The sequence below is a fragment of the Rhodanobacter sp. G2-10 genome, from assembly GCF_055809185.1.
The window spans coordinates 932,165-952,611 of record NZ_CM147900.1; the positions used below are offsets into that span (position 1 = coordinate 932,165).

Below are 20,447 nucleotides of genomic sequence, written 5' to 3' on the forward strand. Positions count from 1 at the left end.
ATTTGGAAGGGGGAGCTGTGGCCAACATTCTCATCATCGACGATTCGCCCACCGACGTGCGCGTGTTCACCACGCTGCTCGAACGGGCCGGCCACCAGGTGGCTGCCGTGAGCGCGGCCGAGGAAGGCATTGAACAAGTGCGGGCCAACCCGCCGGACCTGGTCATCATGGACGTGATCATGCCGGGCATGAACGGGTTCCAGGCCACGCGCACGCTCACTCGTGATCCGAAGACCCAGCATGTGCCGGTGGTGATGATCACCACCAAATCGATGGAAACCGACCGCGTCTGGGGCATGCGTCAGGGAGCTCGTGCGTTCATCACCAAACCGGTGAACGAAAAGGAACTGCTGGCCTGCATCAATGACTTGCTGTCGAGCGCAACATGAACGACTCCGTCAACCGCACCCCGTTCGAGATCCTCGCCCGTTACGAGCAGTTGTCGCTGGCGCATGCCTCCGACACCCAGGATCGGTTCGAAGCACCCGGGTTGTGGCGTGGTATCGGTTTCCGCGTCGGTTCGCGGATGCTGGTCAGCGGCATCGACGAAATCAGCGAGCTGCTGGCGGTGCCGGTGCTCACCCCGGTGCCGGGTACCCAGGCCTGGTTGCTGGGCGTGGCCAACGTTCGCGGCAACCTCGTGCCGGTGGTCGATATCGCCCGTTTCCTGTTCGGCGAACGGGCGCAGAACTCCGACCGCAGCCGTCTGCTGGTGGTGCGTCAGGGAACCGGCAACGTGGCCTTGCTGGTGGATGAAGTATTCGGCCAGCGCACGGTCGACGCGGAGCAGCGTCAGCAGGCGCAGGAAGAGGACGACCCCCGGCTGGCCCGATTCGTGGACAGTCGGGTGGGCGAGCAGCAGATGGCCATTTTCAGCATGAACCGGCTGGTGCGCGCCCCTGATTTTCGGCAGGCCGCGGCCTGACGGCAGGATGACGCCAGCCCGTGGAGGGGCCGGCGTCGGCTCCCGGGCCGGGCAAGTGGGGAGACAAGCCTTGGCTGGCATGCGCCTCGGGCGATGCGGCACCGGCAAAGTATCAGCGGCACAAATCAGTTAGACCGATGAGGTGAACATGAGCACTACAGGGGGCGTCAGCCGGGAACGCGGATATACCGCACTCATTGTCCTGCTGCTGATTGCGATTGGCTTCGCGGCAGTTGACTTCTTCATGCTCAACCAGAAGAACGGCGAGGATCGCCAGGCGATCGCGTTGACTACGCAAATCCAGGTGTTGTCGCAGCAGACGGCGAAATTCGCGCTGGAATCCGCTGACGGCAATACCGACTCCTTCAAGGAGCTCGAAGCCACGCGCAACGCCATCGACTCGGCCGTGAAACGGCTGAACAAGGGCGATCCGACCAGTGGCATGGAACCCTACGCGGACAACAATGCCACGCCGGCAGGCCGCGCTGTCAGCGCGCTTGACGCCTCGTGGACCAAACTCGATTCCGATATCAGCAAGATCCTGTCGAACAAGGCCGTGGTGCTGGACTCCGGCCAGCGCGCGGCCACGCTGTCGCAGCAGATGCCCTTGCTCAACTCCAGCATGGAACAGGTGGTCAACATCCTGCAGCAGCGCAACGGCAGTTCCGAGCAGATGCTCGGCACCTCGCGCCAGATGCTGTCGGCTGACCGAATCATCCGCCGCGTGCAGGAAGTCCTGCAGGGTGGCGACAACGCGCAGTCGGCCGCCGATGGTCTGTCGCGTGATGCGCAGCTTTACGGCAGCGTGCTGAAGGGCCTGATCGAGGGCAATCCGGACAGCGGCGTGCGACCGATCAACGACTCGAATGCGCGCAAGATCCTGGCCGACATGCAGTCGGAGTGGGACAAGCTGGCCGACCCGGTGGCCAAGCTGGTTGCCGCGGCCGGGAATATCGCCGACGTGAAGCGCGCCGGCAACCAGGCCTCACTGGATTCGCAGACGGTGCTGCTCCGCGCAAACGATTTGTCCGACCAGATCGGCAAGCTGCCCTTGCGACGCTTGTTCCCGAACGTGTGGTGGGGCCTGTTCGGCGCTATCGCGGCGGTCGCGTTCGCCCTGCTGCTGGTTATCGCCCTGGTCACCGACCAGCGCAAGCGGTTTGCCCAGAGTACCGAGCTGAACCAGCGCAACCAGGAGGCCATCATGCGCCTGCTGGACGAGATGGGCTCGCTGGCCGAAGGCGACCTGACGGTCAAGACCACGGTGTCGGAAGACATCACCGGCGCGATCGCGGACTCGGTGAACTACGCCATCGACGAGCTGCGAACCCTGGTGACCACCATCAACGAGACCTCCGAGCAGGTGTCCTCGTCGGCCCAGGAAACGCAGACCACCGCGCGCCACCTGGCCGACGCGGCGGAGCAGCAGGCGCAGCAGATCAGCTCGGCAACCTCCGCGATCAATCAGATCGTGAGCTCGATGGACGTGGTGTCGAAGGATTCCGCCGAATCGGCCGACGTGGCCGAGCGCTCGGTGAAGATCGCCTCGCGCGGCGCGGAAGTGGTGCGTGAAACGATCTCGGGCATGGACTCGATTCGTGACCAGATCCAGGAAACCTCCAAGCGCATCAAGCGCCTGGGCGAATCCTCGCAGGAGATCGGCTCCATCGTCGAACTGATCAACGACATTGCCGAGCAGACCAACATCCTGGCCTTGAACGCCGCGATCCAGGCGGCATCGGCGGGTGAGGCGGGCCGCGGCTTCGCGGTGGTGGCGGACGAAGTGCAGCGACTGGCAGAGCGATCCACCAGTGCCACCAAACGTATCGAGACCCTGGTGCAGACGATTCAGTCCGACACCAACGAGGCGGTGAACTCGATGGAACAGACGACCGCCGAGGTGGTCGCCGGTGCGCGTCTGGCCGAGGATGCGGGTAGCGCGCTGGGCGATATCGAGCGCGTTTCGCATGACTTGTCCGCCCTGATTCAGAACATTTCGTCTGCAGCGCGCGAACAGTCCGCCGCAGCAACCGACATTTCAGTGTCGATGAACGCGATCCAGGAAATTACTTCGCAGACCTCGCAAGGCGCCAGCCAGACGGCCGACTCGATCGGTACGCTGGCGCAGTTGGCAAGCGATCTGCGGCGGTCGGTGGCTCACTTCAAGTTGCCGGGATGATATCGGTCGGAACAGGCACCAGCCGAATGAATACACGCACAAAACGGGGGGCAGTCTCGCTGGTTTCGCAATGCCTGCATGGCGAAATCGCTGAGAGAGGCGCATGAGACTTCAAGACCACATCGATTTCACCACGCTGCAGTGGGTCAAGCCGGAACTCGACGACACCCTGTCGGTTGCGCGCGAGGCACTGGAGTCCTACGTCGACAATCCGGACAAGCGCGATTTCATGCGTACTTGTGCGGATCATCTGCATCAGGTGCACGGCACGCTGAAGATGGTCGAGCTGTACGGCGCAGCCATGGTCACCGCGGAGATGGAAAGTCTGGCCAGTGCCCTGCTGGACGACCAGGTTACCCAACGCGAGGAAGCCTACGCCGCGCTGATGCGCGGTCTGATGCAATTGCCCGACTATCTGGAGCGGCTCTCCAGCGGTCATCGTGATGTGCCGGTGGTTCTGCTGCCGTTGCTGAATGACTTGCGCGGCACGCGCGGTCAGGAAGAGCTGCCCGAGTCGGCCATGTTCCACCCCAACCTGGACGCCTTCCTGCCCGAGCAGGCGCCTGCGGCCATGAGCGAGGCCTATGCCGCGTCGCATCGCGGCGAGCTGCCTGGCCTGCGCTTGCGCTTCCAGCATCAGTTGCTGGCCTGGTTCCGTGGGCAGGATGCTGCCCAGCAGCTGATCGGCATGCGCAAGACCCTGCTGGCTATCACGGCACGTTGCCACCACGTGCACGGTCGCCGTCTGTGGTGGATTGCCGCTGGCGTGCTGGAGGGGCTGGAGCAGGGCATGCTCAAGGGGCAGGCCGCCGAAGTGCGCCAGTTGATCGGCAAGGTGGACCGCAACATCCGCTTGCTCATCGAACACGGGGAAAACAGCCTGCGCTCCGGCGATGCCGACGAGGTCGCGTGCAAGCTGCTTTATATCGTGGCCCAGGCCAAGCAGCGCAGCCCCCACATGGAGCAGCTGCGGGCCACCTACGGCTTGGACAGCCTGCTGCCCAATGCGGGTGAACTGGAACACGCACGTGGTTCGATGGCGGGGCACAACCGGGCCCTGCTCGATTCGGTGTCGCGGGCACTGAAAGACGACCTGCTGCGCGTCAAGGAAGCACTCGACCTTTTCCTGCGACAGCAAGATGCCGACCCGGCACAACTTGCGACGCAAGGCGAGGTGCTCGAACGGGTGGGAGACACCCTGGGCATGCTGGCGCTGGCGATTCCGCGCCGGGTGGTCAACGAGCAGCGGCGCGTGCTCGACGAGATCGCGAACCGCCTGCGCCCGGCCGACGAGGAAGCGTTGCTCGACGTGGCCGGCGCGCTGCTCTATGTCGAAGCTTCGCTGGATGACCACATAGAGAGTCTGGGCTCCGAGGACGAAGCGCCCGGCGCCGACACCATGCATGGCCTGCCGCGCAGCGAGGCGCTCGGCGTGGTCGCGACCTTGATGCAGGAGGCCATCGGCAATACCGGTGGCGTCAAGGACGCCATCGTGGCGTTCGTGGAATCCGGCTGGGAGCACGATCGCCTCGCCGGCGCCCCGCAGCTGATGGACGAGGTTGGCGGTGCCATGCGCATGCTGTCGTCGCCGCGCCCGGCAGAACTGGCGCAAGGCGTGGGCCGCTTCATCGACTACGAGCTGCTGCGCGATCATCGTGTGCCCAGTGGGGCGCAGATGGACCATCTGGCCGATGCGCTGGCCGCGCTGGAGTACTACCTGGAGGCTGCGCGCGAGCATCGCGGTGGCCTGGAACACATTCTGGATGTCGCCGAGCATAGCCTGGGCCAACTCGGCTACTGGCCGGTACCGTCCATGCGCGCGGAGCCCGCCCCGGCTGTGGTTGATGCCGTCGTCGTCGATGCTGACGCCGGCACCGGGCACGACGAGCATCCCGAGCTGTCCGAGTCCGTCAGCCTGCTGCCTGGCCAGGACCTTGGAAACCTGTTCATCGGTGATGCGCAAGCGCCAGCCGAGGCGGAGCATGACATCGCCGGCATGCGCCTGGCCGATACCGGGTCGCATCTGTCCGAAGGTGCCACAGATGCCCAGTCGGACGAGGACTGGGTCGAGGTCGAGGAAGAGGTGGTCGAGCAGTTGCCGGTCGCCGATCCACTGGCGGCGGACACCGGCTTCAATGCCAATGCCGAAGGCATCGACGACGACATCCGCGAGATCTTCCTCGAGGAAATGCAGGAGGAAATCGACAACCTCAATGCGGCCGAGAAGGAGTGGCTGGCCGATCCGACGCAGACCCCGGCGCTGGTCAGTATTCGTCGTTCGTTCCACACCTTGAAGGGTTCCGGTCGTCTGGTTGGCGCCGGCGTACTGGGTGAGTTCGCGTGGAAAGTTGAGGACATGCTCAATCGCGTGCTCGACAACACCATCGAGCCGACCCAGAACGTGCAGGACCTCACTCACCACGCCATCGAGGCCTTGCCCCAGTTCCTCGCCGCGCTCAAGGGCGAGGGCGCGCCGGACGCGCCGCTCAGCGCCATCATGCAGACGGCCGATCAATTGGCCGCGGGTCGTCAGGCAAGTCTTGCCGACCATGCACCACGCGCCACCGAGACGGTAACGCGTACCGTCATCCGGCGTGTGCCACGCGCCCAGGTCGAAGCCGACAATGTACCGAAGGCCGGCTTGACCGACGCCGACGTCGTCGCAACCGCCGCCGCTTCGCCGGAACCGGAGCCGGTCACCGCCGAATCGCTGATGAGCATGCCGGTGATGCCGCCGGTGGATCCGGTGTTGCTGGAAATCCTGCGCAGCGAAGTGGCGCAGTACCTGCAGACCATACGTGCTGCCATCCAGCGTACCGACGGCGAGCTTCCGGTGACCGAGGAACTGTTGCGTGCGGTGCATACCCTGCACGGCGCCATTGCGATGGTTGACGTCCCGCTGCTGACCGAGTTGTTGTCTCCACTGGAGGGTTTGTTCAAGCGCCTGCGTGCCTCCGGTCAGCCACTCTCGGCGGAAGGCGTGCGCCTGCTTGGCCAGGCGGCTGACGTGGTCGACCAGGTCATGGGTCAGTTCGACGCCGCCGATCCGAAGCTGCCGAACGTCAACGTGCTTACCGCGCAGATCATCGCGATGCGCGACAACTATCCGGAGTCACAGGTTCCACACGTGGTATTCGAGCCACGGGACGACGAAGGCGACCTTGCCGACTCCGCGGCGACAGCGGGAGCCGGTATTGACGAGGAGGCGATGGACGCTGCGGCGCTTTTGAGCGATTCCGAAGCAGCCGGCGAGCATGACCCCACCGTCGGCCAGTCGCATGATGACGTGGCGGCCGAGATGGCTGCGGCGTTGAATGCATTCGAACTTGATGCCGCCAATGAGCAAGCGGCCGCCGAGCAGGCCGCCGCCGAGCAAGCAGCAGCCGAGCAGGCCGCAGCCGAGCAAGCAGCAGCCGAGCAAGCAGCAGCCGAGCAAGCAGCAGCCGAGCAAGCAGCAGCCGAGCAGGCAGCAGCCGAGCAAGCCGCCGCCGAGCAAGCCGCCGCCGAGCAGGCCGCAGCCGAGCAGGCCGCAGCCGAGCAAGCCGCAGCCGAGCAAGCCGCAGCCGAGCAGGCCGCAGCCGAGCAGGCCGCAGCCGAGCAAGCTGCGGCCGAGCAAGCTGCAGCGGAGAACACCAAGCAAGCGCGTACGCCGGAGACCCCCTTCACCTTGCCCGATGGTGGCGAGATCGATGCGGATCTGCTGGAGGTGTTCATCGATGAGGCGCGCGAGATTCTCGATCACGCCGACGGTGTGCTGGCGCAATGGCACGCCGATCCGGGCGAGTTGTCCTGTGTGGGCGAGTTGCAGCGCGACTTGCATACCCTGAAGGGTGGTGCCCGAATCGCCGGCCTGATGTCGGTGGGTGATCTGTCACACGCGATCGAGACCCTGCTCGAGAAGCCGATCCGCGACAGCAGCAAGGCCCCGGGCCTGATCAACGCCCTGGAGGCAAGCTTCGACCAGTTGCATGCGTTGGTGCAGCGGGTGTCGCAGGGCCAGATGCCCGAATACCCGCAAGACACCATTGATCACCTGCTGACCCTGGCAGGCGAGAAAGTGCTGGCCGATGACGAGGTATTGGCGGCGATTGCCTCGCCCACGCCAATTGAGGATGCGCCGCGGCCAGCGACTGCCGCCGCCAGCAAGGAGACCGATCTGCCGGAGTTGTTGCCGGAGCTGGAGCACGAGGTCCACTCCTCGCAGGAGCAGATTCGTGTCCGCGCCGACCTGCTCGACAACCTGGTCAGCCACGCCGGCGAAGTGGCGATCTATCGTTCGCGCCTCGAACAGCAGGTTGCCGGGTATCGCTTCAACTTGGTCGAGCTGGAGCAGACCGTGGCCCGCCTGCGCAGCCAGCTGCGCATGCTGGAGATCGAGACCGAAGCGCAGATCATCGCGCGCTTCCAACGCGAGCATCGCGAGGCCGGCCTGACCGTGTTCGATCCGCTCGAGCTGGATCGTTACTCGCAACTGCAGCAGTATTCGCGTGCGCTGGCCGAGTCGGTATCCGATCTGGTGTCGATCCAGAACATGCTGGACGAGCTGACGCGCCAGGCCGAAACCTTGCTGATCCAGCAATCACGGGTCAGCACCGAGCTTCAGGACGGCTTGCTGCGCACCCGCATGTTGCCGTTCGACACGATGGTGCCGAACTTGCGCCGTACCCTGCGCCAGGCGGCGCAGGAGCAGGACAAGCGCGCGCAGCTGTACGTGGACGGCGCGCACGGCGAAATGGATCGCAACCTGCTCGACCGCATCAAGGCGCCGTTCGAACACATGCTGCGCAACGCGATCGCGCATGGCATCGAGAGCCCGGCGGAGCGCCGCAAGGCTGGCAAGCCGGTCGAGGGTTCGGTCCATATCAAGGTGGCGCGCGAGGCGACCGAGGTCGTGATCAGGGTCAGCGATGACGGTCGTGGCCTTAATCGCGAGGCCATTCGCAAGCGTGGCATCGAGCGTGGCCTGCTTCGCGCCGAAACCCGGCCCAGCGACAACCAGTTGCTGTCGCTGATCACCCAGCCCGGCTTCTCCACCGCCAGCACGGTCACCCAGCTGGCTGGTCGTGGCGTCGGCATGGACGTGGTGGCAAACGAGATCAAGCAGCTCGGTGGTTCGCTCTCGATCGAGTCCGAAGAAGGCCAGGGCACCACCTTCGTGCTGCGCCTGCCGTTCACCCTCGCGGTGACCCAGGCGATCCTGGTGCGCATCGGCGAAGCCACCTTCGCGATCCCGATGACCTCGGTGCAAGGCGTGGCGCGCGTCGATCCGGAGGATCTGGCGACGATGCTGACCGGGGACGAACCCACGTTCACCTATGGCAACGAGGCCTACGGAATCCACGATCTGGCCGAGCTGCTCGGCTTGCCGCCCGGCCTGCCCACCGAGGACGAACAGCAGCCGCTGCTGCTGACCCGCGCCGGCGACCTGCGTGCAGCGATTCGCATCGACGCCGTGTTGGGCTCGCGCGAAATCGTGGTGAAGTCGGTCGGCCCGCAGATCAGTTCGGTACCCGGTCTGCTCGGCGCCACGATCATGGGCGACGGTTCGGTGCTGATCATTCTGGATCTGGCACCACTGGTTCGCCACGGCATGATCCGTCGCGAACAGCGTCTGGCCGAGGGACTCAGCGCGGTCCAGGCGCCGGTCGTCGAAGAGGTGCAGGTACGACCGTTGGTGATGGTGGTCGATGACTCGATCACCATGCGCAAGGTCACCAGTCGCGTACTGGAGCGTCACGAGTACGAGGTCAGCACCGCCAAGGACGGTGTCGATGCGCTGGAGAAGCTGCATGAACGCGTGCCCGACCTGATGCTGCTCGACATCGAGATGCCGCGCATGGACGGTTACGAGTTGGCCACCCACATGAAGGCCGATCCGCGGCTGCGTGACGTGCCGATCATCATGATCACCTCGCGTACCGGCGACAAGCATCGCCAGCGGGCATTCGACATCGGTGTGGATCGGTACGTCGGCAAGCCCTACCAGGAGGCCGAGTTGCTGCTGCAGATGAGCGAAGTGCTGGAACAGCGCGCCATGGAGCGGGTCAATGACTGACACGCCACCAGCGGTTGCGTTGCTGTTCGACGACACCGAGCTTGGCGGACACCTGCGCGACGCACTGCATGAACGCGGCGCGCAAATCGTCCACGAAGGTGGTGTGTCCAGCATCAGCCGCGAGTTGCTGGAGCAGGTGGGCGCCGATGTGCTGGTCGTCAATCTGGATGACGGCGCCGACGATGCGCTCGATCGCCTGTATGAGGTGATCGACGGCGACCGGCCGCGGGTCGTGTTCAACGACGCCCAGGCCAGCCGCAGTCTGGATGGTTGGGATCGTGCCCGCTGGGCTCGTCATCTGGCGGTGAAGGTACTCGCCGAAGGCGATGTCGACCCGCCGCGTCCTGCCGACGCGCGTGAGGTCCAGCCGCCCGAGGTGGTGCCGGCGCCGCCTGTGGCAGTGCCCGTCGAGGCCGAGACTGGCTCCCAACTGGTCCTCGAGGACGCTCCCGAAGAGGAAGCGCTGCCGCTGCAGGCCGACGTGGAATTGCCGCCCGCCTCGGAACCCGAAAGCATCCCGGACTCGCTGGAATCGTTGGCGACGGAGTCGGCAGCCGGTCTGGACATGGGCGAGGTCGAGGATTTCACGTTGCCCGCCGACGATGCTCCGGCACAGGCCGAAGACGAGTCCGCCGAATCCTCCGAAGACCTGGCAGCCGAACTGGAGGCGCTGCTGGCCTCTGGCGATCTGCCTGGCGAGGACGACGAGGAGTCGGCTGGACCGGGCCTGCGGTTCACCGGCGACGAGGAGCCACCAGCTCTCTTCGACGGCAATTTCGGCGTGCCGGAACACGATGATCAAGATGTAACCGAAACCACGTCGGAGTCGGAGTCTGTCGCTCCGTCCGACGCGCCAGACCTGGCTTCCGGCGACGATGGCATGGAACTGTCGCAACCGACCGAGGCATGGTTGGCAACCAAGCCGGCCGCAGCAGCCGAGCCGATTCCGGCCCCGGCGCCTGCCGCGGTGAGCGCGCCCGATGGCTGGGCGCTGGTCGACGATGATGCACAGGCAGAGTCCGAAGACAGGCCGGATGCCGCGGCATTCGGCATCGAGAAGGTCAGTGCGGCCGATTATCTGGCACCGGATGTCGAAGCCGTTTCGCCCGATGTCGAGCCCACGATGAGCCTGGAGCTGGTCTCGCTGGAGGAGTCGGTTGCGCCCCAGGCCTTCGTCCCGGACCACGAAATGCTGCTCGACGATCTGGGCTCCGCCTTGAGTCGGGTCGTGCTGCTGGGAGCGGGTGTCGATGCCGTCGAGTCCCTCGGAACTTTCCTGGCCGCGCTGCCGGCCAGCTCGCGCCTGACCTTCGTGCTCACCCAGCATCTGGGCAAGCAATCGGATGAGACCCTGGTCCAGACCTTCGCCAGCCAGTGCGCCTTGCCGGTACAACTGGCTGATGCGGCGCGTCGCGCCAAGCCTGGCGAGGTGTTGATGGTTCCAGCAGGACAGCAGATACGCCTGCGCCGTGACGGCAACGTCGAATTGCAGGCGCAAGACGAGAATGGCTCGCAGGAGCCGTCCATCGACTCCACTCTGAGCATGGCCGCCAATGTGTTTGGCCGCGATGCCCTGGCGATCGTGTTCGCCGGCCGCGGCAATGATGCCGTGGCAGGGTCGCAGGCGATCCATGATCGTGGAGGCCAGGTCTGGGTAGAGTCGTCGTCCGGGGAGCATTTTGCTGACATGGTCAGCGGAATCTTTGCCGAACGACTGGTCAGTTATTCCGGTACGCCGTCCGAACTGGCGGCGCACCTGATCGAGGTGTTTCCATGAGTGATCCGTTGCCGCGTGAAATCCGCTGCGTGCTGGTGCCGGTTGGCGACCTGCGTCTGTTGCTGCCCAATGCCACGATTGCCGAGGTGATCACGCAAAGCACACCCGAGCCGGTCGACGGCGCCCCGTCCTGGCTGCTCGGACGCATCGCCTGGCGTGGCTGGCGCGTACCGCTGGTCTCGTTCACGCGCCTGGCCGGAACCGCGGAGGGCGACGCCGAGTTGACCGTGCGTGTCGCCGTACTCAAGGCATTGGGCGGTGATCCGAAGCTGCCTTTCATCGCCGTGCTGACCCAGGGCTTCCCGCGCCTGACCACATTGAACGCCGAACTGATCATTCCGACCCATGATGGCAAGGACTTGCCGCCCGGCGTGCGTGCGCACGTGCTGGTGCGCGACGACGTGGCGATGATTCCCGACCTGGAATGGATCGAGGCAAGCCTGCTCGACCTGCTCGATGCCGTCGAGCCGGAGGACGAGGCGGCCGATCCGTGGACGGAGCTTTCCGACTCGGCGGACGGTGAGGCCTGATCTGCAGCGGACCAGTCGGGAATGCGCATGACAACTCCCCGGCGCACGTCCCCGATGCCATATGTCGTGGAGTGGCCAAGAGCCCCGGCGAGCGTTTCAGGACACGGCAAGCAGTCCCGGGCGTCGTCGTTGCGGGGCCCGCGGTGTGGCCTGCTCTTGGCATGGACTGAACAAGGCAGGGCTGGTGGGACTGCCTACTGCAGGTCGCCGTGGCAGGCCTGGATGGCAGCAAGCGCTGCCAGCCCTGCGGTCTCCGTGCGCAGGATGCGCGGCCCCAGACGCAGGCCCCGGAATCCGTGTTGCTGCAGCGCGCGGATATCTGTTTCGCCCAGACCGCCTTCAGGGCCGATGACCAACAGGCCGCCAGCGTCGGCGAAGTGCAGTTCACCAAGCGTGTCCTCCGCCTGCGGCATCAATGCCAGGCGCAGTGCACCATTGTCCGGAAGCTTGGCCAGCCAATCAGCAATCGGCTGGATGGGCTGGATTTTGGGAATGCGTGCGCGCCCGCTTTGCTCGCAGGCGCTGGTGGCCACCGACCGCCAATGAGCCACCCGCTTCAGCGCGCGTGGGCCATCCAGTCGGACCTCGGAGCGCTCGGTCAGCAACGGCACGATACCGATGGCCCCCAGCTCGGTGGCCTTCTGCACGATCAGGTCCATCTTGTCGCCGCGTGCGACGCCCTGGGCGAGTACCAACGGCAGGGGCGACTCATTCTGCAGTGCCTGGCATGACGTGATGCGAACCGTGACGGTGCGCTTGTCGATGGCGCTGATGGTGGTCTGGTAGTCGTAGCCGTCGCCGTTGAACAAGGTCAAGGGATCGCCCATGGTCAGTCGCAGCACGCGGGCAGCGTGTTCGCTCGGCTGCGCCGGCAGCGTCAGTTCGGCGCCGGCAGCCAGGGGCATGTCGGCATGAAGTCGGATGGTGCGCATGCGGTCGAACTTGCAAAAAAGCCAAGCATAGCGGAGCCGCTCGGGAAGGAGTCCCAGGTACCGCGCAACCTGAACGCGGACGAAGCCGTTTGGGCGGGAAGTTTGCCGGACACGCGCCATCGGTGCAGGATGGAGCGTACCTCCTGCTGCAATTACGAGGTTTCCCCATGTCCCGTGGAACCCTTTTCGCGGCCGGCTTGATCGCCGCTTTCGGCTTCGGATCCAGCGCGATGGCCTGGAGTCCGCCGACTTCAAGCCATGCCCAAACCCAATCCAGCCAGTCGAACCAGGAGCAGGCCAAGGCCAACCGGTCGGCTATCAAGCCCGGTGATCGCATGTGCCTGCGGCACACCGGCAGCCTGATTCACGCCAAGCCAGGCAGGTGTTTGCCGGTTGCCGGCAGCAGCTACAGCTCCGAAGACCTGCAACGCACCGGCGCGATGGATACTGCCGCTGCGCTGCAAATGCTCGATCCCAGCATTCGCATTGGGCACTGAGACCGTCTTCCGTCAGTCGCGTTTCAGTCCGCCACCGCGAGTGCGATGCCCTGCACGGCGGTGTCGACCAACAAGTCCAGCTCCTGTTCGGTGACCACGTACGGCGGCATGAAGTACACCACGCTGCCCAGCGGTCGCAGCAACACGCCATGCTTCAGGCCGTGCAGGTAGATGCGCATGCCGCGGCGTTCGGCGGCCGGGTAGGGGCGCCGGCTCTTCTTGTCGGCGACCAGTTCGACCGCGGCGATCATGCCGGTCTGGCGCACGTCGGCCACATGGGGGTGATCGCGCAACGGTGCGAGTCGGCCTGAGAGATGGGCAGCCAGCTTTCGATTGCGTTCCAGCACCGGTTCATCACGGAAGATCGCCAGCGTTTCCAGCGCCACCCGGCAGGCCAGCGGGTTGCCCGTGTAGCTGTGCGAGTGCAGGAAGGCCTTGCCGGCGTTGTACTCGGCGTAGAACGCGGCATACACCACGTCCGTCGTGAGCACGGCCGACAAGGCCATGAAGCCGGCAGTGAGTCCTTTCGACAGGCACATGAAATCCGGCGAGACGCCGGCTTGCTCGCAGGCGAACAGGGTGCCGGTGCGGCCGAAGCCGACCGCGATCTCGTCGGCGATGAAGTGCACCGAGAACTCGTCGCACAGCGCACGCAGGCCAGCAAGATAATCCGGGTGGTACATGCGCATGCCGCCGGCACACTGCACCAGTGGCTCGACGATGACGGCGCAGGTCTCGTGCGCGTGCCGTTCCAGCAGGCTGCGCAATTCCAGCAGGCGGCGCGCCGCGATCTGCGGCGGGGTTTCGCCCGGTTCGCCTTCGTAGCTGTCCGGTGATGGTGTCAGCAAGGGCGTCAGCAGCAGCGGGGCGTAGGTCTTGCGGTACAGCGCCACGTCGCTGATGGACAGCGCCCCCAGCGTCTCGCCGTGGTAGCTGCCGGTCAACGCGATGAAGCGTGTCTTCTCGCCGTGGCCCTGGTTGAGCCAGTAGTGGAAGCTCATCTTCAGTGCCACCTCGATCGCCGAGGAGCCGTTGTCGGCGTAGAACACGCGATTCAGTCCGGGCGGCGTGATGCGTACCAGTTCCTCGGCAAGCTTGAGCGCCGGCTCATGCGTGAAGCCGGCGAAGATCACGTGTTCCAGGGTGGTGGCCTGATCGGCCAGCGCGGCGGCAATGCGCGGGTTGGCATGGCCGAACAGATTGACCCACCAGGAACTTACGCCGTCGAGATAGCGCCGGCCATCGGCGTCGACCAGCCACGCGCCGTCGCCGCCCACGATCGGCACCATCGGGATGCTTTCGTGATCGTGCATCTGCGTGCACGGATGCCAGACATGTTTCAGATCACGCTCGGCGAGCGTGGCATTGCTGTTTTCGGGGATATTCATCCGGCTATGATCGACGTTGTGCCGCGCGCGCTCAAGTCGGCACCTGGATTTTCGGGAATCGACGCTTGAGATATTTGCGAAATATTTTGGTTGCGCTGGTCCTGCTGGCCGTGCTGATCCTGGCGCTGTTGTGGTTTCTGCCGGCGCGCTGGGCGATGCCGTGGATCGAGCCGCAATTGCACGGGTTGCAGCTGCGACAGGTACATGGTTCGGTATGGAATGGTGGAGCAGGCAAGGTCATCGGTATCGACGGACAAAGCCTCGGGCAGCTGCAATGGCAATTGTCCCGACGCGCGCTGTTGGGCGAGGTGCGTCTGCATGCTGCATTCGACGGGCCCCAGCTAGGGCTTTCGGGTGACGTGCGGCGCTTGTCGGACAACCGCATGGCCGCCGACAATCTGCGTTTGCATGCCGATCTGGCCCTGCTCGACACCTATCCCCCTTCACCCTGGGGGCGGCCGCGGGGCACGTTGCAGGTGACTGTCGACAACGTGGTGCTGCAAGGCGGTTGGCCGCTGCAATTGCAGGCGGATGGTCTGTGGCAGCACGCGGCGGTGCAAGCCGGAGAAGATGTCGTGGCCCTGGGCGACATGCGATTCGAGGCGCATGCGCAAGGTGGGGTGATCACCACGCAATGGCACGATACAGGCAACGGGCCGTTGAAAGCCGACGGTGAGCTGCAACTGAGCCCGCTCGGCTGGAGACTGGACACCACACTGCGCGCCCGACAGACTGATCCTGCGTTGCAACGCTGGCTGACCCGGTTCGGGCCGGTATCGCAGGACGGCAGTGTGCATATTCGGGAAAGCGGTGGCCTGGCTGGCAAGGCACCAATGACTGACAGGGGCGACACATCACCATGAATCCTGACATCGCCGCTTCGGCGCTGGCCGCGGCACGCGAGGCCGCGGCAGCTGCGGCCGAGGTGATCAAGCACTATTGGCATCGTGGCGTCGAGGTGGAATTGAAGGCTGATGCCACGCCGGTGACCGTAGCCGACCGCGAGGCCGAGCAGGCGATCAGGCAGATCCTGCAGGCAGCGCTTCCGCAGGCATCGATCTACGGCGAGGAGTTCGGTCTGGACGGCGAACGCGGCGGCCTGATGTGGCTGGTCGACCCGCTCGACGGCACCAAGAGCTTCGTGCGCCGCACGCCGTTCTTCTCCACCCAGATCGCGCTGATGGACGGCGACGATCTCGTGCTCGGCGTGTCCAGCGCCCCCGTATACGGCGAGACGATGTGGGCCAGCCTGGGCGGCGGCGCGTGGCTCGACGGCGAGCGTGTGCAGGTCGCTGCCACGAGTGCGATCGAGCAGGCTTCGCTCTCCATTGGCAACATCAAGACTCTCACTGGCGATGCGCGCTGGCACGCGCTGGGTGTGCTGATCCAGGACAGCAATCGGATTCGTGGCTACGGCGACTTCTGCCACTACCACCTGCTGGCGCGCGGCAGTCTCGATCTGGTGATCGAGTCGGACGTGAACATTCTCGACATCGCCGCGTTGGCGGTGATCGTGCGCGAGGCGGGCGGCGTGTTCACCGACCTCGACGGCTCGGCATTGACGCTGGACACGCGCGGTGTGCTGGCCGGCACACCCGCGATCCACGCTCAGGCCCTGCCGCGCCTGCGAGGGTAGTCGGCACGGGTTAGAATGTGTGGATGCCCAAACTGCCTACCATCCACGCCAAGCGGGACGTCACCCAAAGCCGTTTCCTTGGGGTCGAACAGATCGACCTCGAGTTTTCCAATGGCGCGCGGCGCACCTACGAGCGGCTGAAAGGCAGCGGCCTCGGCGCGGTGATCATGGTGCCGATGCTCGATGACGAAACCGTGCTGCTGGTGCGCGAATACGGCGGCGGCGTGGGTCGTTACGAACTGGGGCTGCCCAAGGGGCGGCTGGATCAGGACGAAACGGCGGAACAAGGCGCCGAGCGCGAACTCAAGGAAGAGATCGGTTATGGCGCGCGCAAGCTCAAGATCCTGCACAACCTGTCGCTGTCGCCGGCTTACATGACGCACATGGCGCATGTGGTGCTGGCGCAGGATCTCTACCCGGAAAAATTGCCCGGCGATGAGCCGGAGGAACTCGAGGTGGTGCCGTGGAAGATGGCCGAGCTGCATACGCTGCTCGGTCGCGACGACGTCACCGACGGGCGCTCGATCGCCGCGCTGTTCATGGCCCGCGAGTATCTCGCCGGGCGGTTCCAGCGATCATGAACGCGCCACCGGAATTCTCCCGCCGCATCGGCGAGATCGCGCGCGCCGCAGGCGACGCCATCCTGAAGATCTACCACGGCGATTTTGCCGTGCAGACCAAGGCCGATGCTTCGCCACTGACCGCCGCCGACCTGGCTGCCCAGCGGGTCATCGTGGCCGGCTTGGGCCAGCTTGAAACACGCTTGCCGATCCTGTCCGAGGAAGCCAAGGCTTTGCCGTGGGCGGAGCGTCAGCACTGGTCGCGCTACTGGCTGGTCGACCCGCTCGACGGCACCCGCGAGTTCGTCAAGCGCAACGACGAGTTCACCGTCAACATCGCCTTGATCGATCAGCGCCGTTCCGTGCTCGGGGTGGTGCTGGCGCCGGTCACGGGTGATCTCTACGTCGCCGAACTGGGCAAGGGTGCCTGGTTGCAGCGAGAGGCCGGCGGCGAGTGGCAGCATCTTCGCACGCGGCCGCTGACGCAGCCGGCGACCGTGGCTGGCAGTCGTTCGCACGGCGGCTCGCAGCGCACCACGCTGGAGCAACTGGTCGGCGGCGACTACCAGATGCTCGCGCTGGGCTCGTCGCTGAAGTTCTGCCTGATCGCCCGCGGCGAAGCGGACATCTACCTGCGCCGCGGCCTCACCAGCGAGTGGGATACGGCAGCGGCACAATGCGTGCTCGACGAGGCGGGCGGGGCGGTGCTGGATTTGCAGGGGCAGCCGTTCCGTTACAACCGCGGGGAGTCGTTGTTGAATCCGGAGTTTGTGGCGATCGGCGACGGCACGATTGACTGGGCCGCGCGACTGCAGGCGTTGGAAGTGTAGTGAGGAGTGAGGAGTGAGGAGTGAGGAGTGAGAGAGCGACATACACTCCTCGCGTCCTTTCACTTCTCATTCCTCTCCGCTCACTTTCGCCTCGCGCTCACGTTCGCCTCCTCTCACTCCTCACTCCTCTCCTCTCACTCCTCACTCCTCCCCACTCACTTCTAGCCTCATGCCCCGACACAGCCTCGACGACCTCCTTGCCATCATGGCGCGTCTGCGCGATCCGGAGCGCGGTTGTCCGTGGGATGTGCAGCAGGATTTCGCCTCGATCGCGGCGTATACGATCGAGGAGGCCTACGAGGTCGTCGATGCGATTGATCGTGGCGATTTCGACGACTTGCGTGATGAGCTCGGCGACTTGCTGCTGCAGGTGGTCTTCCACGCGCGCATGGCCGAGGAGGCGGGACGGTTCGAATTTGCCGACGTGGTGCACGCGATCAGCAGCAAGATGCGGCGGCGACATCCGCATGTGTTCGGGGACGTGCGCTATGCCGACGTGGCCGAGCAGACGCGGGCGTGGGAGGCGATCAAGACCGCCGAGCGCGCAAGAAAGGACGAGGTGAGCGACGCCAGCGTGCTTGCCGGCATTTCCAGCGGGCTGCCGGAATGGAAGCGGGCGATGAAGCTGCAGCAGCGTGCGGCGACGGTCGGATTTACCTGGCCGGGTCCGCAGCCGGTGCTGGACAAGCTGATCGAGGAAGTCGCCGAAGTGCGTGCCGAGCTCGAGCAGGGCGCCGATCCGGCGCGGCTGGAGGACGAGATCGGCGACGTGCTGTTCGTGGCGGTGAACCTGGCACGCCATGCCGGTGTCGATTTTTCGCGCGCCCTGCGCCATGCCAATGCCAAGTTCGAACGGCGCTTCCGCGCGATGGAGGAGTTGGCTGCAAGTGATGGCGGCAACTTCGCCGAGAGCGACCTCGCCGCACAGGAAGCGTTGTGGCAGCGCGCCAAGGCGAAGGAATCATCGGGCTGACTTGTCCCGGCCGAGCGAATTTGCGAAGAGCTTGCAACCTTTTGCCCGCCGGCTGCATCCCAGCCGAAACCCCGTCTATTGGAGCCTTTCCATGCGTCGTCTCGTTCTTGCCGCTCTATTGCTCGCCCCACTCACTGCCTTCGCCTCGCCTTGCAAGTTCGAGGCTCCCCGCAACCTGCAGCTCGACCTGGCCGGCGTGAAGTCGGTGCAGATCGCCGTGCACAGCCAGGACCTGCATCTCGTTGGCAGCGACAGCAGCCAGGGGTTGAGCCTCACCGGGCGTGCCTGTGCCTCGGACAAGTCGGCACTGGAGCAGTTGCAGATCACCCAGCAGCGTGACGGCGACCAGTTGCGGCTCGATATCGGCGGGAAGCAGCACTTTTCGTTCAGGCTGTTTGGCAGTTCCTACGCCAACCTCGAAGCCACCGTGAACTTGCCTGCCACTATGCCGGTGAGTGTCACCGTGGGCTCCGGCGATGCCGACGTGCGTGGCGTGCAGCAGCTGCAGACCATCGTGGGTTCCGGCGACCTGCATGTGCGGCAGGTGGCGGGAAAATTCTCCACCAGCGTCGGTTCGGGTGATGTCGACGCCACCGATGTCGGCAGTCTGGATGCGGGCTCGGTGGGTTCGGGCGACCTCAAGGTTTCGGACGTGAAGGGTGATGCCAAGGTCGGCAGCATCGGTTCCGGCGATGTCACCTTGCGCCGGGTCGGCGGCAGCGTCAGCGCCGGCACGCTGGGGTCGGGCGATTTGACCGTGAGCGACGTGGCGGGTGACTTCACGCTGGGTGCCAAGGGGAGTGGCGACGTGAACCATTCGGGGGTGAAGGGCAAGGTCAGTGTGCCGCGTGACAATGATTGATGAGGGTGTTCGCCGTTCGGTTTTCAGTGTTCGGTATCGAGTCGGTGACTGTTTGGCGCGCATCTTCTTGTAGGAGCGCACCCTGTGCGCGAGCTTTTCCGTCACGTCACGAAGAGCATTCGCGCACAGGGTGCGCTCCTACAGTTCCATGGAGTGCCAGGCGAGATAAACGAGCGGTGCGCATACCAGCAGGAAGGGTATCGAGACTCGGTGGAACTGCCGTAGTCCGTGCGGCTGTCTGGCCAGCCGCAGCGCGATCAGGTTTGCCATCGAGCCGATCGCCACGCCGAAGCCGCCCACGTTCACGGCCACGGCCAGTGCAAGCGGATCGGGCGCGCGCTCCAGCAACAGCACGGTGGCGGGCACGTTGCTGATCAGCTGGGAGGCGGCGATGCCACTGAGGTAGAGCGTCAGTGGTCGGCTGAAGTCGAGCCTTCCCAATGCCTGCTGAATCCATGGCAGGTCGGCGAGATGGCCGAGCCCCAGGAAAATGGCGGCGAAGGTGGCCAGCAGCAGCCAGTCGATGCGGGCGACGGTGCGCCAGCGCAGCAGGCCGAACGCCAGCAGCATCAGCAGTGCGCCGGATTCGGCATGGCCGTATTCCATCAGCAGCACCATGCCAATCAGGGCGAGGCACGAGAGTGCGGCCAGCGCGGGCGAGGCGTCTCCCGCATCGATCCGGCTGGTGTCGAGATCGACGCGCGTCGACGGCAGCCAGCACCAGCTCAGCACCAGCAGCAGGGTCAGCATCACCGCCGCGGCCGGCAACATGTATGCGACGAAGTCGATGAACGATACGTGCGCCACCTGCCACAGCAGGAGATTCTGCGGGTTGCCGATCGGACTCAGGGTGGAGCCGGCGTTCACCGCCAGCGCCTCCAGCACCACCATGCGCAGCAGCGGCAGGTTGGAAATGCTGCCCAGCGCCACGGTCAGCGGTACGATCAGGAACAGGCTCACGTCGTTGGTCAACAGCATCGACAGCAGTGCGCTGGAGACCACCAGCAGCAGTCCCAGCGTGCGCAGCGAATGCATCCGCGACGCCAGCGCGGTCGCGAGGTGTTGCACCAGGCCGCTGTCGCGGATGCCCTGGATCGCGATCAGCAACCCCAGCAGGCCGGCCAGGGTGGGCAGTTGCAGCCAGCGCCGGTAGTGGGCCGGCGGTTGCGGGTCCAGCACGGCCAGCCCGATCGCGAGCGCGGCAAACGCCAGCAGCAGCCATTCGGCCTTCAGGCGTGCGCGCCAGTCGACGTGGGCGAAGGGAATCAAGGTGCGGGTTCCGTGGATGTCCGTGCGAGAATAA

16 protein-coding genes are annotated in these 20,447 nt (G+C 65.2%); 13 read left to right on the plus strand and 3 right to left on the minus strand.

What is annotated here, in order from left to right; translation table 11 throughout:
• Window positions 1-17: 17 nt before the first annotated feature.
• The 6 genes from AC0L58_RS04110 (at window position 18) to AC0L58_RS04135 (ending at window position 11,466) form a co-directional block, all read left to right on the plus strand.
• Window positions 18-389: a response regulator gene (locus AC0L58_RS04110; protein WP_473686960.1), complete on the plus strand. Its 372-nt coding sequence runs from the start codon at window positions 18-20 to the stop codon at window positions 387-389.
• Window positions 386-925 carry a chemotaxis protein CheW gene (locus AC0L58_RS04115; protein WP_473686962.1) on the plus strand — a complete coding sequence of 180 codons (540 nt, stop codon included), beginning with the start codon at window positions 386-388 and terminating at the stop codon, window positions 923-925. Before AC0L58_RS04110 ends, AC0L58_RS04115 begins: the two co-directional genes overlap by 4 nt.
• 148 nt (window positions 926-1,073) lie before the next feature.
• Window positions 1,074-3,104, plus strand: coding sequence for a methyl-accepting chemotaxis protein (locus AC0L58_RS04120; protein WP_473686964.1), 2,031 nt, complete (start codon window positions 1,074-1,076; stop codon window positions 3,102-3,104).
• 103 nt (window positions 3,105-3,207) lie between these two features.
• Complete coding sequence (locus AC0L58_RS04125; RefSeq protein WP_473686966.1) at window positions 3,208-9,159, plus strand: FimL-related protein; 5,952 nt, start codon at window positions 3,208-3,210, stop codon at window positions 9,157-9,159.
• Complete coding sequence (locus tag AC0L58_RS04130; RefSeq protein ID WP_473686968.1) at window positions 9,152-10,936, plus strand: chemotaxis protein CheB; 1,785 nt, start codon at window positions 9,152-9,154, stop codon at window positions 10,934-10,936. The genes AC0L58_RS04125 and AC0L58_RS04130 overlap by 8 nt, the downstream gene beginning before the upstream one ends.
• The gene (locus AC0L58_RS04135; protein ID WP_473686970.1) at window positions 10,933-11,466 is read left to right on the plus strand and encodes a chemotaxis protein CheW; all 534 of its coding nucleotides are present in this window, start codon (window positions 10,933-10,935) and stop codon (window positions 11,464-11,466) included. Before AC0L58_RS04130 ends, AC0L58_RS04135 begins: the two co-directional genes overlap by 4 nt.
• A gap of 194 nt (window positions 11,467-11,660) precedes the next feature.
• Here the strand turns inward: AC0L58_RS04135 and AC0L58_RS04140 are convergent, their stop codons facing one another.
• Window positions 11,661-12,398 (minus strand): 16S rRNA (uracil(1498)-N(3))-methyltransferase, encoded by a 738-nt coding sequence (locus AC0L58_RS04140; protein WP_473686972.1) that lies wholly within the window; start codon window positions 12,396-12,398, stop codon window positions 11,661-11,663.
• Between the two features lie 167 nt (window positions 12,399-12,565).
• On the opposite strand from AC0L58_RS04140, the gene AC0L58_RS04145 reads away from it, so the two are divergent.
• Window positions 12,566-12,895 carry a hypothetical protein gene (locus AC0L58_RS04145; RefSeq protein ID WP_473686974.1) on the plus strand — a complete coding sequence of 110 codons (330 nt, stop codon included), beginning with the start codon at window positions 12,566-12,568 and terminating at the stop codon, window positions 12,893-12,895.
• A gap of 23 nt (window positions 12,896-12,918) precedes the next feature.
• On the opposite strand, the gene AC0L58_RS04150 is transcribed toward AC0L58_RS04145, so the two are convergent.
• Complete coding sequence (locus tag AC0L58_RS04150; protein ID WP_473686976.1) at window positions 12,919-14,283, minus strand: adenosylmethionine--8-amino-7-oxononanoate transaminase; 1,365 nt, start codon at window positions 14,281-14,283, stop codon at window positions 12,919-12,921.
• 65 nt (window positions 14,284-14,348) lie between these two features.
• On the opposite strand from AC0L58_RS04150, the gene gspN reads away from it, so the two are divergent.
• The 6 genes from gspN to AC0L58_RS04180 all read left to right on the plus strand — a co-directional run bounded on the left by gspN (window position 14,349) and on the right by AC0L58_RS04180 (window position 19,144).
• Window positions 14,349-15,146, plus strand: coding sequence for a type II secretion system protein N (gene gspN / locus AC0L58_RS04155; protein WP_473686978.1), 798 nt, complete (start codon window positions 14,349-14,351; stop codon window positions 15,144-15,146).
• Window positions 15,143-15,919, plus strand: a complete 777-nt coding sequence (locus AC0L58_RS04160; protein WP_473686980.1) for an inositol monophosphatase family protein — start codon at window positions 15,143-15,145, stop codon at window positions 15,917-15,919. The genes gspN and AC0L58_RS04160 overlap by 4 nt, the downstream gene beginning before the upstream one ends.
• A gap of 23 nt (window positions 15,920-15,942) precedes the next feature.
• Entirely contained in the window at window positions 15,943-16,500 is a 558-nt protein-coding gene (gene nudE, locus AC0L58_RS04165) for an ADP compounds hydrolase NudE (protein ID WP_473686982.1), read from the plus strand.
• Entirely contained in the window at window positions 16,497-17,309 is an 813-nt protein-coding gene (gene cysQ / locus AC0L58_RS04170; protein ID WP_473686984.1) for a 3'(2'),5'-bisphosphate nucleotidase CysQ, read from the plus strand. The genes nudE and cysQ overlap by 4 nt, the downstream gene beginning before the upstream one ends.
• A gap of 169 nt (window positions 17,310-17,478) precedes the next feature.
• Window positions 17,479-18,282 carry a nucleoside triphosphate pyrophosphohydrolase gene (gene mazG / locus AC0L58_RS04175; RefSeq protein ID WP_473686986.1) on the plus strand — a complete coding sequence of 268 codons (804 nt, stop codon included), beginning with the start codon at window positions 17,479-17,481 and terminating at the stop codon, window positions 18,280-18,282.
• Window positions 18,283-18,373: 91 nt separating this feature from the next.
• On the plus strand, window positions 18,374-19,144 hold the full coding sequence (locus AC0L58_RS04180; RefSeq protein ID WP_473686988.1) for a DUF4097 family beta strand repeat-containing protein: 771 nt from the start codon (window positions 18,374-18,376) through the stop codon (window positions 19,142-19,144).
• Between the two features lie 138 nt (window positions 19,145-19,282).
• Here AC0L58_RS04180 and AC0L58_RS04185 read toward each other — a convergent pair whose 3' ends face one another.
• Window positions 19,283-20,410 carry an SLC13 family permease gene (locus AC0L58_RS04185; protein WP_473688562.1) on the minus strand — a complete coding sequence of 376 codons (1,128 nt, stop codon included), beginning with the start codon at window positions 20,408-20,410 and terminating at the stop codon, window positions 19,283-19,285.
• Window positions 20,411-20,447: the final 37 nt, after the last annotated feature.